The organism is Oceanicella actignis, from assembly GCF_008124525.1.
In the GTDB taxonomy this organism is placed as follows: domain Bacteria; phylum Pseudomonadota; class Alphaproteobacteria; order Rhodobacterales; family Rhodobacteraceae; genus Oceanicella; species Oceanicella actignis.
This window is the reverse complement of sequence record NZ_VNHJ01000018.1, coordinates 1-13379: the sequence shown is the minus strand read 5'-3', so window position 1 is coordinate 13379 and position 13379 is coordinate 1. Positions and strand designations below refer to the sequence as shown.

The window sequence follows — 13379 nt, the reverse complement described above, 5'->3', positions numbered from 1 at the left end:
GACGGGTCATCCCCGCGTGTGCGGGGAACGCGGCGTCGAAGTCAAATTCGACCATCTTCTTACCGGGTCATCCCCGCGTGTGCGGGGAACGCCCAGCAGAAGACGGTGAAGAGCGCGGCGAACACGGGTCATCCCCGCGTGTGCGGGGAACGCGACGCCGCGAATGCGGCTTACACTCAAAAATACGGGTCATCCCCGCGTGTGCGGGGAACGCTCTTCCTGCAAACGCTTGTACTACCGGGCCTATTCCGTTGTCAAAGAGCTTACCGGGGATCCGGCCGGTTCGCGGGCCCCGAGGCGGCGGGCCCGCGCCGCGACCGACAAACGCGCGCTGTTGCGCGCATCGCGTCGAGACCGATCGGCGAAGGGTCTACCGCTTCCCGCGAGGGGCGGAGTTTGCAAGACTCGGGTGATCTGCCGGAAGAAAGCGAACCAGCTTCAGTCCGTCGTAGTCAACCGGCATTCGCCGGTTCGTCCCCACTGTGGCGAAGTCAAAGCCCTGATCGGTCGGCGCGGCCCATACCATCACGGCATCGCCCTGATCGATCCAGGCGCAGACCTGGTCCCAGATCCGCTCGCGCACACGCGTAGAGTAGTCGCCTACATAGACCCCCGCCCGCACCTCGAGCAGCCAGACGCCCAGCCGGCCGCGCAGACGCGGCGGCGCGTTGGTCACCGTCACCACCATCAGCGTCATGGTCCCTCCTGCGGATCGGCGAACGCGGGGCCAGCCGCCTCGGGCGGCGCCGGGGGGCGGGGCAGCTCGCCTGCGCTCAAGACCTCCTCGATCTGGGGAATGATCTTCTCGAGCAGCCGCGAGCGGCGAAAGGCGTCGCGGCATGCATGGCGCACCGCGCGCTCGACCGGCATGTCCAGCCGCCCCTTCTGCGCCTGCCCCGCGATTCGAAACGCCTCGGGCACGACGGTCTGGAGCTTCCACAGATCGGCGATGTCATAGACGAAGGACAGCGCCTTGCCGGTATGGAGGAAGCCTATGGCCGGGGAATAGCCCGCCGCCAGCACCGCCGCCTCGCACAGGCCATGCAGGCAGGCCGTCGCGGCCGACAGACACCGGTTCGGCAGATCCGCCGCGTCCCAGTCGCCGGGGTCATAGGCGCGGCGGCGCCACTCGACCCCATGCTGCCGCGCCAGCAGGGCATAGGTTTCGCGCACGCGCACGCCCTCGATCCCGCGCAGCTGATCGACGGAGCGGCGCTGCGGCGCGGGCTCGCCAAAGCGGATCTCATACATCTTGCGCACCACCCGCAGCCTTGCAGAATCGTCCAGCGCGATCTGCGCCTGCCACAACAGTTTGTCGGCGCGCTCTCCTCCCGGCCGTCCGGCGGAATACAGCCGCACCGCCCCCTCGCCGACCCAAGTCAGCAGCGTTCCCGCCTGCGCGGCAAGGGCCGCTGCGCGGTGACTGACGCGCGTGCCGGGCTCGAGCAACAGGCAGGCGATACCGCCCACCGGGATGACGGTGCGAACGCCGCCCTCGTCCACGGCGACGAAGCAGCCATCCTCGACATCCAGCTGCGCGCGTTCAACGAAGACCAGGCTGGCCCGCTCCTTCAGCGGGATCGGGCGCGGCGGGGGCAGTCCGGGCATCCGGGGCATCGCACCGCCCTCGATCAAGCCCGACGGATCAGCATCAGCCCGCATCCAAAGGCCTTGGCGCGGCCGAAACCCTGGCGCAGGCGCGCCAGAAAGGCCTGCGCGTCGGTGATCTCGAGCACGCCTTCCAGGTCCAGCACGCCAAAGCGGGGCCGGCGCCTGCCCTGTCCTGGCAGATCGCGCACGTCATAGGCGCCGACATGGCAGTCGAGCACCCGAAAGCCAGCGCGCGCGCCCTGCCCAGCCAGCCAGTCTGCGCCCGCCTTCTGGGCGATCTCCATCCGCCGCGCGGCGCGCTCGGGCCTTGGCACGGCCTTCAGCGCGTCCATCACCACATCGACGCGCCCTGCGCCCTTGCGCGCGCGCGTGGCGTTGGCGCGCAAGACGAAGGCCAACCTATCGCCCGGAGACAATTCGGGGGCGAAGGGCTTGACCTCGGGCGACTCGAACAAGGCCGAGGCAGCCGGCGGGCGCGGCGACAGCACCATGAACTGGCCCCGCCCCATGTCGCGCCACAGGAAATCGCGAGAAGCCGCCGGGTCGCCGGCGAAGGCAGACCAGATCAGCCGATGATGCGCATCCATCCGCCGGCCTTCATGCGCAGGCTCGAGCAGCGGCCCCAGCGCCGCCACGTCTGGTTTTCGGTCAAGCGTCAAGCGTGACAGATACATCAAGCGGCATCCTCATCGCGGTCTTCGTCGGCGCTTTCCAACTCCGGTTCGGTAGGCGCGCGGCGTTCGACGACGCCCTCGCGCCCCATCGCACGCGCCGCCAGCGCGGCCAGCTTTTCTTCCCGGTCGGCGATGAAGCCTTCGAAATCGTCCCTGCGCAGGAAGTCAGGCTCAATCAGGTGACTGCGCAGAATTTCGTCCAGCTGCGCGGGGCTCAGGCCGTGATCGCGTTCGATCCGCGCCAGGTATTCCGACGGGGCCGCACCCCCGATCGCCCGGTTCGACGCCGCCGTCAGCGGCGTCTTGTTCAGGATCGAGTCGTATTCCTCGCGCCGGAACCCCTTCTTGGCGCACCAGGCGCGGGGAAAGATGTGGTGCAAATCCATCGGGTCATTGCCGAAGGTCGAGATCTCGGCCGTCTGCCCAGTGATGAAGTCACGGCATCCTTCGCGCATCAGCAGCGCCGAGAACGCCCGGTAGGCTGCCGAGAGGCGCACGCGCAGCGTATGCAGCCGGTCGCGGTTGAAGGTCAGAAGCCGCATCCTCTCTGGCTCGGGCCCGCCCGCCAGCCAGCGGGCGACCTCTTCGGCGTCGCGAGCCAGCTTGAATTCGGGGCTTGTGCCGTAATCCTCGGCCAGCGAGGTGCGCCAGAACCACAGCGCCAGCTTCTCCTTGGCCGCCGCGCTCTGGGCCGCCTTGCCCGCGATCGCGATGATCGCGGCCAGCGCCACCAGCTGGGCCGGATAGGGCAAATCGCGAGACCACAGAATACGCTGTGAATTCAGGAATTTGCCCGCCTCTCGAAAGCCGTCCTCGACGGCGCCGGCATGGGCGCGGAAATCGGCAAGCCGCATCGCCAGCAGCGCGTCGCGCCGGGCGCTGACCTGCGGCAGCCGCGCCCGGGCGTCGGGGTCGTCGCTGGCGATCCGCGCCTCTTCGGCGCGCCGGCGCGCATGGGTGATGGACAGCGACACGGCCTGCAGGAAGTCTAAGCCACGCAGGTCGTCGAAGACACGGTTCTCCTGCCCCGCCAGATGCGGGCCGCGAGCGATGCGGGCATGGCGGGCTTCCCAGTCGCGCCGCAGATCCAGCGGGTCCTCGCTGCCCGCGAAGATCGCGGTGACCAGCTCGAACGCGTCCAGCTTCTTGCCGCCGACATTGACCTTTTCGAAGACCAGACAGACCGCCTCGCGGCTGGTGTCGCGCGACAGGCGGATGACCGGCATCTGGTAGCTTTGCAGGGGCTGGATGAGCTGGGTCATCAGGCGGTTGGCGCGCTGACCGCGATCCTCGCCCCGGTCGGTCCAGAACTGCTGGTATTTCCACAGCCATTCCATCAGCGTCCCCTGGTCGAAGACGATCTTCAGCGGCAGGCATTCTTCCTCGAATTCCCGCTCGCGGGATGACAGGTCGCGTTCGATCCCTCCGAACCGGCCCCGCAGAAGGCGGTCGCGCGGCACGCCGATGATGGCGGATTCCAGGTCCTCGCCCGACTCCATCGCCCGCGGAACGTCCAGGTAGTAATAGCGCTCGAGGTGAATCCGTTCGCTTTGCGGCTTGCGCACGCGCATGGGCAGGGCGCCGATCAGCGCGCCGTAGAGCGAGGTGATCCGCTGCTGGCCGTCCAGCAGCAGCTCGTCGGGCATGGGGCGGGCGGGTCCCTCCCCCGCCGCCTTGCGCTCGGCCTCAACCCCCTCCAGCAGGCGCGGCTTGAAGTTCACCTCGCCGCCCGCACCCAGCGTCAGCAGCGCCCCCACGGGATAGCCCCGGGCGATCGAGGCGATCAGGCTGCGCACATCGTCGTCGCCCCAGACATAGGAGCGCTGGAAATCCGGCAGTTGCAGCTTGCCCTGATGGGCGTCGTTCAACAGGTCGCGCAGAAAGCGCGGGTTGGTTTCAAAGGTCATGTTGCCACCTGTGCCGTGATCTCGACGCTGCGGGTTTCGACCGCGCGCGGGGCGAAATGCCACTTGCGCCGGTCCAGCGGCGCGTCGTGGCGGGTCTGGAGCTGCGTTACGGGGCGTCCGGGGCCGAACAGGCCGCAATCGGAATGCAGGATGCGCGCCGTCCGGTCGGCCTCGGGCCACCACGGCGGCAGGCGCAGCTGCGCAAGGGCCTCGACCGGGTCGGCGGCCGCGACGATCCGGGGGTCCAGCGGCGCGTTCAGCGGACAGGCCTTGCGCCCCAGGTAGAGGTGAAAGGCGGGCCGTTCCAGCGCGCGGGCGAGCGCCGCAAGCCCCGCGCCCGCCACGGCCACCCCGAAAACCATGTCGGTGCGGTAGTCGCGCAGCGTGATCGTGGTGTTGACTCCCCGCCCCGCCGCGAGCAAGGCCTCGGGCCGCGATTGCGGGCGGCGGACGGCCGCAGTGGGCACGGTCTGCACCGTGTGATAGTCGCGCATCACGTCGCCGGCGCCGAAGCTTGCCACCGCCAGGCGCAGCGCGTCCAGCGCGGCAAAGTCGCCCTCGCGGCCGATCCCCTGCGCCGCCGCCAGCAGCCCCAGGATGGCCGAGCGCCCCGGCCAGGTCCAGGACCCGCGCCGTTCATGCCCCGCCACGTCGCCGAAACTGGCCAGGCTGGCCGAGAGGGTGAAGATCAGGAATTCATGCATCTTCGCGCTCGGGCAGGGTCTGGACGGCATCGGCCGCGAAGCGGGCGATCGCATCCAGGCTGCCCTTGCCTTCGTGCATGTGCATCTCCTCGACCGCCTCGGCCATGGCGCCATAGGCGGCGTCGATCTTGGCGGCCATGTCGCGCAGGGCCTCGACCGAGGCGCCCAGAACCCCGTTCGGGTGGTTGGTGCGCAGATCGACCGGCTTGAAGAAGGCGCCCGACAGGTCGCGCGGCTGGCGGCCGCCGCGTTCGACACGGATGTAATGGGCGAGGGGATGATGGGCAAAGCTGTTCTGCTTGCCGCGCGGCGTGGCTGTGGCCAGCGCACGGGCCAGCGCCTCGATTCCCTTGGCCGCCAGCGCCCGGTCGCCGCCGAGATTGTCCACCAGCAGGTCCACGTTGACGCACGCGTAAAGGTAATAGACGCCCGAGCCGAAGCCCGCCTCGCCGATATGGCCGGCGCCGGAATCCTCCTCGCGGGTCTTGAGATCGTCGACGGCGGAATACCAGTCGTCCTCGGCCATCGCGCGGTGGGTGGTGAAGGCATGGGATACCTGCACCGCAGCCTCGCGGTTGTAGTCAGGATCGTCGGCCAGCATCCGGCCGAACATGGCGATGTCCACAGCGCCGTCGGCATGTCGCAGGACCATCTTCTTGATGTCCTTGTCCGCGATCTTCTCGCCCGCGGCCAGACGGTCGGCAAGGTCATGCGCGGCCTGCCATTCCTCGGGCGAAACAAAGGCCAGCGTGGTGGTCAGCGGCGGCTTTCCGTCCTTTTCGGCCTCGAGCTTCGAAAAGACCTTGGCCACGGTCTGGGCAGCTTCGCGCGCGGTCTCGGGCGCGGCGCCGTTGGCAATCAGTCTCTCCTCGACCTTCTCGGCGATACGCTTGGTGCGGGCGCCGCGATGGCCGGCAAGATCCTGCAGGAAATACGCCGTCTCTCGCACCGCCCGCTTGATCGATTGCGAGGACAAGCGCAGCCGCGGATGGCCGCCGACCAGGGCCTGCTTGGGGCGTCCCTGGTCGTCGCGGTTGGGGTTCGATGGCGGATAGGGCGTCAGCAGGTGGAACTGAACAAAGGTCGTCATTGGGCAATCTCCCCGGAAGTTTCCTGCGTGCCGGGCGCTGGCGCCGCGAAATAGTCGAAGATCCAGCGTCGGCGGGCGGCTTCGCCCCATTGTGGGTGGTCCCAGACCAGAAGGTCAGCGGCCAGCCGCGCGACGTCGCAGCGCCGGTCGGACATGACGATGGCGCGGCGCAGCGCGGTTGAGAATTCCTCGCCTTCGGCGCGCATCAGGCGCTGAAAGCGCAGATGCGACATGACCGGCTCGGGTCCGCCAAGGCGTCGGGCAAGACTGTGGCCGTCACTCTCGCGCAGCTCGGCCAATGCCCAGACAAGACGCAGCAGCGTGTCGGCCTGCCCTTCCCCAAGGCCCAGATCGCGCGCCAGCGCCTGCACCTGCGGTTCGGCCAGCGCGGCCAGCGCATGGGCCCGGCGCAGGCGGGCGGACAACCCCCGTGCCGCGCCGCTGTCGCGATTGGCCAGACGCTCGCGCCACCAGGCTGCGGCCCTTTCGCCGCGTGTGGGCTGCTTGCCGGATTCGGTTTCGCTCATCCGCGCCTCCGTTTCTGTTCGGGCGGGGTCAGACCAAGGGCGCGCCACGCTCCCTGCCCCGTCTTTCCATGGCCCGCAAGCGTCGCGGACAGGTTGCGCCGTGCCTGCACGATGGCCTGCTGGCCACGAATGTCGCGCTCGGCCAGGCCCGGCAGAGCATGGGAATCAAAGAGTAGCAGCGCCGCCCGCCCAAGGTCGTCCAGCCAGCCGCGCGCCACCGCATCGGGGTCGGAGTTGACAGCTGCCAACTCGGCCAGCCGCGCCTCGAAGGCGCCCTGCGTGCGGGAAAAGAAATCCTCTCGGGCGGCCTCGCGAGCCTCGCCCTCGGCCAGAAGCGGCGCAAGCGCGGCGCGCAGAGCCGAGGCGATCTGCTCGGCCGCCTCGACCAGCCCCTCAACCCGCTCGGCCAGCTCGTCGGACAGGTCCAGGAGCGGCGCGCGCGAGAAGATGAAGTCGCGCGGCTTCATGTTGTCCATCGACCAGCCCGCCACGATGACCTCGGCATGGGCCGGACTGCGCTCATGCCAGCTTTCCACCACGGCGGCACGTCGCGCGGTATCGTCCTCGGACGCCTTTCGGGCGACCACGCCCAGCCAGTTGCGATAGCCGAACAGACCGGCGCGGGGATGCACGGGCAACAGATCGGCGCCCGGCTTGACCCGGTAATGCGGCGTCAAGGGATGCTCCCAGCCGGCATAGTTGGCGCCATAGGGGCGCTGGACGACGCCCGTGACCGCGCCCCGTTCACCGACAAGGCGCAGGCGGCGGGGCATGCCGAAGAACCACTCGGCCGGGTGGGCGTCCTGCGGAAAAACCTGCTGGCCCTTCTCGGATGTCCGCGTGGGGCGCATCCACGGCAGAACTTCCGGCGTGGCGGGCGTGCCATCGGGCACATTGGCCCAGATCAGCGACCACAGCCCCCGCCCCGGATCGACCAGCGTGACCATCGGCCCACCGCCGCGCATCGAAGTGCGGTTGCCCGCCCCGCCCGAGGGCGCATGGGCCTGCAGCGTATAGAGCGCGATCGCCGCCAGCGCGGGCTCCAGCGCGAGATAACGACCCCGTTTGACCATCAGGTCGGCATTGTTGCGGATCGTCTGTTCGCCCGCGCTGTCGATGAACAGCATGTCGGGCGGTTTGGGGGCCTTCGCGCCGCGCTCGAACGGCTCGAGATCCTGACAGAAACGCGGACCGTCGCCCATCAGCTCGAAGGCCCGAGCGAAGGGCGCAAGACGTTCGCACAGGCGATCGGGGTCGGGCGCGCAGCGGTCGCGCCAATCGTCGGCATCGCGCGGCGGATCGGCAAGGAAGACGAGCCCGATCAGGAGCTCCAGACAGGCGATGTTCAGATCGGGGCGGGGCCAGTCCAGGAAGGCCAGATCGTCATCGGCCATCTGCCAGGGCGCGATCGCCGCGCGGCCGCCATCCTTGCGGCGAACCGGAATCCAGGCATCGTTGACAAGGTTGAGCATCAAATCACCAAAAACAACCACAGCCCGAGGTTCGGCGCCTCGGGCGAAATGTCAAGTGAACATGAGGCCGGCATCTTCTTCGTAACCAAGCCCCTCGCAGATTTCGCCATTCTCGGCCACCGTCACGAAGCTGCGCGTGCCGACCAGCCAATCCGGCAGAGCTACGGGCGGCGCGCTTTCGGGCAGGGCCAGCTTCGACAGGCGAGCCTCGCTGGCCGAAACTTCAGAGAGCTGACAGCTGTCGACCGACCACGCGCCGCCCGACCAGGGCGCGCCGTCGGGCCGCATCAGAACCAGAATTCGCTGAGGCTGGCCGAGCCGGGTGGGATAGTCGGCATCTCCGGCCCCGCTCGCGCCGGCGCGATAGCCCTTGTCCCACTCGATCCGGTTCTGGAAAGCATGGGCCTTGGCCGCGCCGGATCGCCCCTCGGCGCGCAACTCGGCACGCTCGAGCGACGCGGGGACGGGGGCGTCGCCATGCGCGGCCTCGATCAGCGCCCGCAGCGCCTCGGGCGCGCGGATCTCGCCGGCATTGAAAAGAACGCTCGCGCTGCGCCAAAGGGTGGCCAGATCATAGACATGGGCGCCGCCGCCCAGAAGGTCGCGCGCCCAGCCAGGGCCTTCCACATGGGCGGGATCGGGGGACAGGACATGCAGCGCAGGACGCGCGACCGCGCGCGCCGCAGCCGGCCGCCGATCCATATGTCGCCAGAGCCGCCCGGCGCGCTGGATCAGGGCGGCCATTGGGGCCAGGTCGCTGATCATCACATCGAAATCAAGGTCCAGCGAAGATTCCACTACCTGGGTCGCCACAAGAACCCGACCGGGACGCGCCGCGCGATCCTTGCCGAACGCGGACAGGATGGCGGCCTCGTGCCGCTTGCGATCGCACAGCGCGAAACGGGCATGCAGAAGGTCGGCCGGAACTCCTCGCTCGCGCAGCGCTTTCACCGCCTCGATGGCTTCATCCACCGCGTTTCGGACCCACACGGCCGCGGCGCCCTCGCGAGCCGCGGACTCCAACAGACCGAGCGCACGCTCCGGCGCGTCAAGGCGTTCGACCTTCAACGCGCCGCGCGCCAAGCCCGCGGGGGCCACCGGGCGTGGCGCGGCGCCCGAGACCGTCAACGCCGGATAGCCGGGCTCATCAAGATCGGGGCGGGCGCCGCCGCCAAAAGCAGCGAACAACCTCGATCGCAAATCGCGCGGAACCGTCGCGGACATCAAGATGGCCGAACCGCCCAAAGCCGCATGCAGCCGCAAAAGCGTCTCCAGCAGGACGCCCATATATGGGTCGCCCATCTCGTGCACCTCGTCCACGATCAAGATCTTGTCGGAAAGCCCATATTGGCGCAGGGTCGCATGCCGCGCCCTGACCGCCGCCAGCAAAGCCTGGTCGATCGTGCCGATGCCGACATTGGCCAGGAGCGCTCTGCGACGCGAATCCCGCAACCACTCCGTTGGGCCGGCTTCATCCTGCATCCGCTCGGGCGAGAGGACGAGGTCCCGATACTCTTTCGTCAGGCCCGCGCGGCCATGCGCAAGCGTCAAGGTCGGAGCCGAAACGAACATCCTCGGAAGGATCGGCCTCAGCCGACGGAACATCGAGTCGGCGGTCGCCATGGTTGGCAACGCCACGTAAAGCCCTCGCCCCTTGCCCGCCAGCAGCATCCTTTGAGCCAGGACCATCGCGGCCTCGGTCTTTCCCGAGCCCGTTTCGTCCTCGATGAAAGCCAGCATCGGCCCCGAGGGCAGCTCTGCCTCGGCGCAGGCCGCCTGCATCGGGCGAAAACTGAAATCGAAAAGCCGGGTCCTTGAAGGCGAAGGCGTCGCGACCCCCGACGCCGCAACGGCGCGCCGCGCCCGCTCACGCGCAGAGTCGAGATATGCTTGCGCGTCCGCGCATGGCGGGCAGGACGGAAACCAAAGGGCGTTCGAGCCGATCCAGTCGGCGGCGGTCAAAAGCCCGTTCAGCCTCCAGGAAAGCGGCCGCGCCTTCGCCGTGGCATCAAGATCGACAAGCGAAGCGTCGGGCCATAGGCCCAGAAAGATCTCGATCGCTGCCCCGGCGGCCTCAAGCGCCTCCTCCCCCGCCGCGTCAATCATCCTCTTCCACTCTCCGCCCGGACCGGTGTTCGAGCGGTTCATCGACAGAATCCTTTGCGACGGGCGCCCATGATGCCCAGCCGCTGCGGCGTAAAGCTCGCGTCGCGCGCCCTCGCTCCCGCCAAGCGCTTCGCCAATTCGTCCGTCGTGATAAAACAGGAAGGCTTCCGTTATCTCCCAGTGGCGAAAGGCCTGAGGACGCCGGTCACGCAGCATGGCGCGAAAGCTGTCGGAAATCTTGCCCAGGTCATGAAGCGCGGAAAGAAGGACCAACGCCTTCTTCACCCCCTCCGCGATGCGCAAGGGTTCGGCGAGCCGTTCGCAGACGGCCGCCACGTCCAGCATATGCAAGACGGCCGGATGCTCTCGCCCGGACGCGTCCGCGCTCTTGCCCGGCCAATGGAGACACAACGCTCCGAAGGTTGATCCTGCCACCATTTTCACCGGACGCCTAGGATGCGGACCCATAATGTCTGACCCATAGCCGAGCGCAAGCCATGATCATGGCGGCGAGGCAGGTGGACACCCGCAAGAACCTATCGGATCGAGGCGACGTGTGATTCCGTGGCGGCACGGAGGTGCGGTCATGAATCCCAGCAATCTGTTCGGCCTTTCCGATCACCTTGAGGCTCTCAGCAAGCACGGCGATCCGCTCGAGGTTCTCGATGCCACGGTAGACTTCGAGTATTTCCGGGGCTGGCTGGTCGAGGGGCTCGGCTATGGTGACGGGTCCAGGGGCGGCCGGCCGCCGTTCGACCCGGTGGCGATGGTCAAGGCGCTGATCCTGCAGGCACGGCACAATCTCAGCGATGCGCGGATGGAATTCATGATCCGCGACCGGCTCTCGTGGATGCGGTTTCTGGGTTTTGATCTGGGCGCGCCAACCCCTGACGAGAACACCATCCGGCATTTCCGCAACCGGCTGACCGAGGCGGGCACGCTGAAGCGGGCGATGAAGGCGTTCGAGTGGCGCCTGCGCGAGAAGGGCTATATCCCGATGTCGGGCCAGATTGCCGACGCCCGCCTGATCCAGGCGCCCAGACAGCGCAATGCCGATGCCGAGAAGGCGGCGATCAAGGCCGGGAAGAGTGCCGCCGAGATCTGGCCCGACGAGCCGAACAAGGCCGCCCAGAAGGGCACCGATGCGCGCTGGACGCCGAAGGTCGGCGGCAGGATCCGGCATCGCCCCGACGGCATGCCCCTGCCGCAGATCGCGGCGCCGGTCTTCGGCTGCAAATCCCGCATCAGCATCGACCGGCGGTTCGGCTTCATCCGCGAAAGCGTCGTGACGTCGGCGTCGGAGACGGATGGGCGACAATTGCCAAATCTCATCGACCGGGAGAACACGAGCTCCGAGGTCTGGGCAGACACGGCATATCGCTTGCAAAGGAACGAGAAGTGGCTGGCCAGGCACTTGATGACCAGCCGCATCCACCGGCGCAAACCGGCCGGAAAGCCGTTGCCCAGGGCGACGGCGCGAGCGAATGCGAAGAAGTCGTCGATCCGCGCCCGCGTGGAGCGCGTCTTCGCGCACCAGAAGAACCGCTTCGGCCTGTTCATCCGCACGATCGGCCTCGCGCGCGCCGAGGCCAAACTGACGCTGGCCAACCTCGCCTACAACTTCGACCGCCTGATCTTGCACGAGCGCAGAAACGCCAGGGAATGAATCCGTCCGAAATCGCAGAAATCCGCCCCGGATCACACCGATCCGGTAAAAGCCCCTGTCTCAACCTGCCCAAAATTGCCAAACGCGACCAATTCAGAGGGTTGTTGCGGGTGTCCAGATGGCCGTGGCCGAGGAACGGCGTTCGGAATGGTCCCTGTTCCGGCTCTGGAACTTTGCGCGCGAGCCGAAGGCATTCGAGCTGCACCCGCCGCTGGACGCGCATGTCTCGCTGACCGCGACGTCCTTTCAGGCGAGTTTCCACTGACTCCCGAAGCAGCTCCTTTGCGCCGCTTGATCGCCTTCACAAGATTACAACGCCTTACGGCTCTATAGATGCCTATTCTTGCCGGAAATCTCGGGTAAGCATCTGAGATGCAGCAGAAGCCACGTTGACGTTCGCGCCGGCGATCTGAGCGGCTGCAACTCGTCCTTGCGCAGCAAACTGTTGGAGACGTTCCCGCAATGCACTTAAATTGGTTGTGTCGATTACTAGCCTGATTGCAGTCCCTCGGAAATCCGAATCGAATGTATGCTTCCCTTCGTTGCTTAGCTCAATTCCGGTTCCGCCCGAACATATCAGGAAAATTCCACCGTTCCGGCAGATGCGGCTGGTCATATAGAGGCCATAGCCAGAATTGTTCCATTGGTCGTTACTCCGCCCGGCGTGAGGATTCCCGGAGATTCCGGGCATCAAGGCCATCTGAAGGGCTTCCGGTTCCGTCAAGCCATCGAAGGCTGGGTTCCTGGTGAGAGCCCTATGAATGCCGATGCCGTCATCGACAATTCCAACTTCTACTTCATGGCGTTGGGGCCAATATTGAGCGCAAATGTAAATCTTTTCAGAACGGCTATGCTCGACGACATTTCGCATGATCTCGCGGATGGAATATGTAAGGGTATCCTGCAACTCTCCCTGCTGATGGCGCGTAAGTAGCCCAGCAAGCTCGGCGGCTTTCCCCTCAATTACGTCTCCTACTTCCTGAAAGGAGTCGCGTGCCTCTTGGCAAATCTCCGCGACATCAAGCTCGCTGATCGGAACGTACCTAGAACTTCCAGATGCCTCACCGGGAGCATTCCCATGTTGGAGACCAAAAGATCGGAAGAAGCCGAAATGCGCTGCGTATGAGTGATTTTCATGATCCCGTGCTAGTCGACCAGCTTCTGGTCGATTGCCTCGGAACTGGCGAAGCAGAGCAGAAAGGAACAGCATCGAAAACGGAGGGAACCAACGCTCGCCGCCAAAGTGGAACACGTATTCGTCTGCGTCTGGAAGATCTCGGAGCATGCAGGCGAACCCCGCGAGGCTAACCGGCGACAAATCGTAGGGGACGTCCACGCGCATTCGAAATCAGCTTTCCAATAGCCTAGAAAATATCAGAATTTGGGCATGCCCACGGTCAGGCGCTACCTTTGTCATAAAATACATGCTTGGACAGCCATGTTCAAGCGCTACTGAGTGCGGGACGGCGTCAAATTCCAGGTCACGATTCTAAGAGCCGAACCCGAAAAGAGTTGAGCGATCTCAGCAGGTTGTGATTCCGTCCGTTTGCGAGACGAGATGGAGTGCACGATGGCCTGGACAGAGACCGCTCGCCGGGATCATGCCCGGCGAGGGCGCGGTT

At 66.6% G+C, this 13379-nt stretch carries 11 protein-coding genes and 1 pseudogene; 2 read left to right on the top strand and 10 right to left on the bottom strand.

Annotated elements, in window-relative coordinates; translation table 11 throughout:
- Positions 1-370 precede the first annotated feature (370 nt).
- The 9 genes from cas2e to cas3 are packed head-to-tail and all read right to left on the bottom strand — an operon-like array spanning position 371 to position 10529.
- Positions 371-697 carry a type I-E CRISPR-associated endoribonuclease Cas2e gene (gene cas2e / locus LY05_RS14760; RefSeq protein ID WP_170259030.1) on the bottom strand — a complete coding sequence of 109 codons (327 nt, stop codon included), beginning with the start codon at positions 695-697 and terminating at the stop codon, positions 371-373.
- Entirely contained in the window at positions 694-1608 is a 915-nt protein-coding gene (cas1e, locus tag LY05_RS14755) for a type I-E CRISPR-associated endonuclease Cas1e (protein WP_211356341.1), read from the bottom strand. The genes cas2e and cas1e overlap by 4 nt, the downstream gene beginning before the upstream one ends.
- Positions 1609-1631: 23 nt before the next feature.
- On the bottom strand, positions 1632-2285 hold the full coding sequence (gene cas6e / locus LY05_RS14750; RefSeq protein WP_211356340.1) for a type I-E CRISPR-associated protein Cas6/Cse3/CasE: 654 nt from the start codon (positions 2283-2285) through the stop codon (positions 1632-1634).
- A complete protein-coding gene (locus tag LY05_RS14745; protein ID WP_148923674.1) occupies positions 2285-4192 on the bottom strand; it encodes a DUF262 domain-containing protein in 1908 nt (635 codons plus the stop codon). Before LY05_RS14745 ends, cas6e begins: the two co-directional genes overlap by 1 nt.
- A complete protein-coding gene (cas5e, locus tag LY05_RS14740; RefSeq protein ID WP_170259029.1) occupies positions 4189-4896 on the bottom strand; it encodes a type I-E CRISPR-associated protein Cas5/CasD in 708 nt (235 codons plus the stop codon). Before cas5e ends, LY05_RS14745 begins: the two co-directional genes overlap by 4 nt.
- The gene (gene cas7e, locus LY05_RS14735; protein WP_148923672.1) at positions 4889-5986 is read right to left on the bottom strand and encodes a type I-E CRISPR-associated protein Cas7/Cse4/CasC; all 1098 of its coding nucleotides are present in this window, start codon (positions 5984-5986) and stop codon (positions 4889-4891) included. The genes cas5e and cas7e overlap by 8 nt, the downstream gene beginning before the upstream one ends.
- On the bottom strand, positions 5983-6513 hold the full coding sequence (gene casB / locus LY05_RS14730; protein ID WP_148923671.1) for a type I-E CRISPR-associated protein Cse2/CasB: 531 nt from the start codon (positions 6511-6513) through the stop codon (positions 5983-5985). The genes cas7e and casB overlap by 4 nt, the downstream gene beginning before the upstream one ends.
- On the bottom strand, positions 6510-7985 hold the full coding sequence (gene casA / locus LY05_RS14725) for a type I-E CRISPR-associated protein Cse1/CasA (protein ID WP_148923670.1): 1476 nt from the start codon (positions 7983-7985) through the stop codon (positions 6510-6512). Before casA ends, casB begins: the two co-directional genes overlap by 4 nt.
- Before the next feature lie 51 nt (positions 7986-8036).
- A complete protein-coding gene (cas3, locus tag LY05_RS14720; protein WP_170259028.1) occupies positions 8037-10529 on the bottom strand; it encodes a CRISPR-associated helicase Cas3' in 2493 nt (830 codons plus the stop codon).
- 148 nt (positions 10530-10677) lie between these two features.
- Between cas3 and LY05_RS14715 the strand changes: the two genes are divergently transcribed.
- Complete coding sequence (locus LY05_RS14715) at positions 10678-11757, top strand: IS5 family transposase (RefSeq protein ID WP_148923668.1); 1080 nt, start codon at positions 10678-10680, stop codon at positions 11755-11757.
- A 115-nt stretch (positions 11758-11872) separates the two neighbouring features.
- A pseudogene (locus tag LY05_RS15225) lies at positions 11873-12022 on the top strand (protein NO VEIN domain-containing protein); the annotation flags it as partial.
- 72 nt (positions 12023-12094) lie between these two features.
- Here the strand turns inward: LY05_RS15225 and LY05_RS14710 are convergent.
- Positions 12095-13099 carry an ATP-binding protein gene (locus LY05_RS14710; RefSeq protein WP_170259026.1) on the bottom strand — a complete coding sequence of 335 codons (1005 nt, stop codon included), beginning with the start codon at positions 13097-13099 and terminating at the stop codon, positions 12095-12097.
- Positions 13100-13379 lie beyond the last annotated feature (280 nt).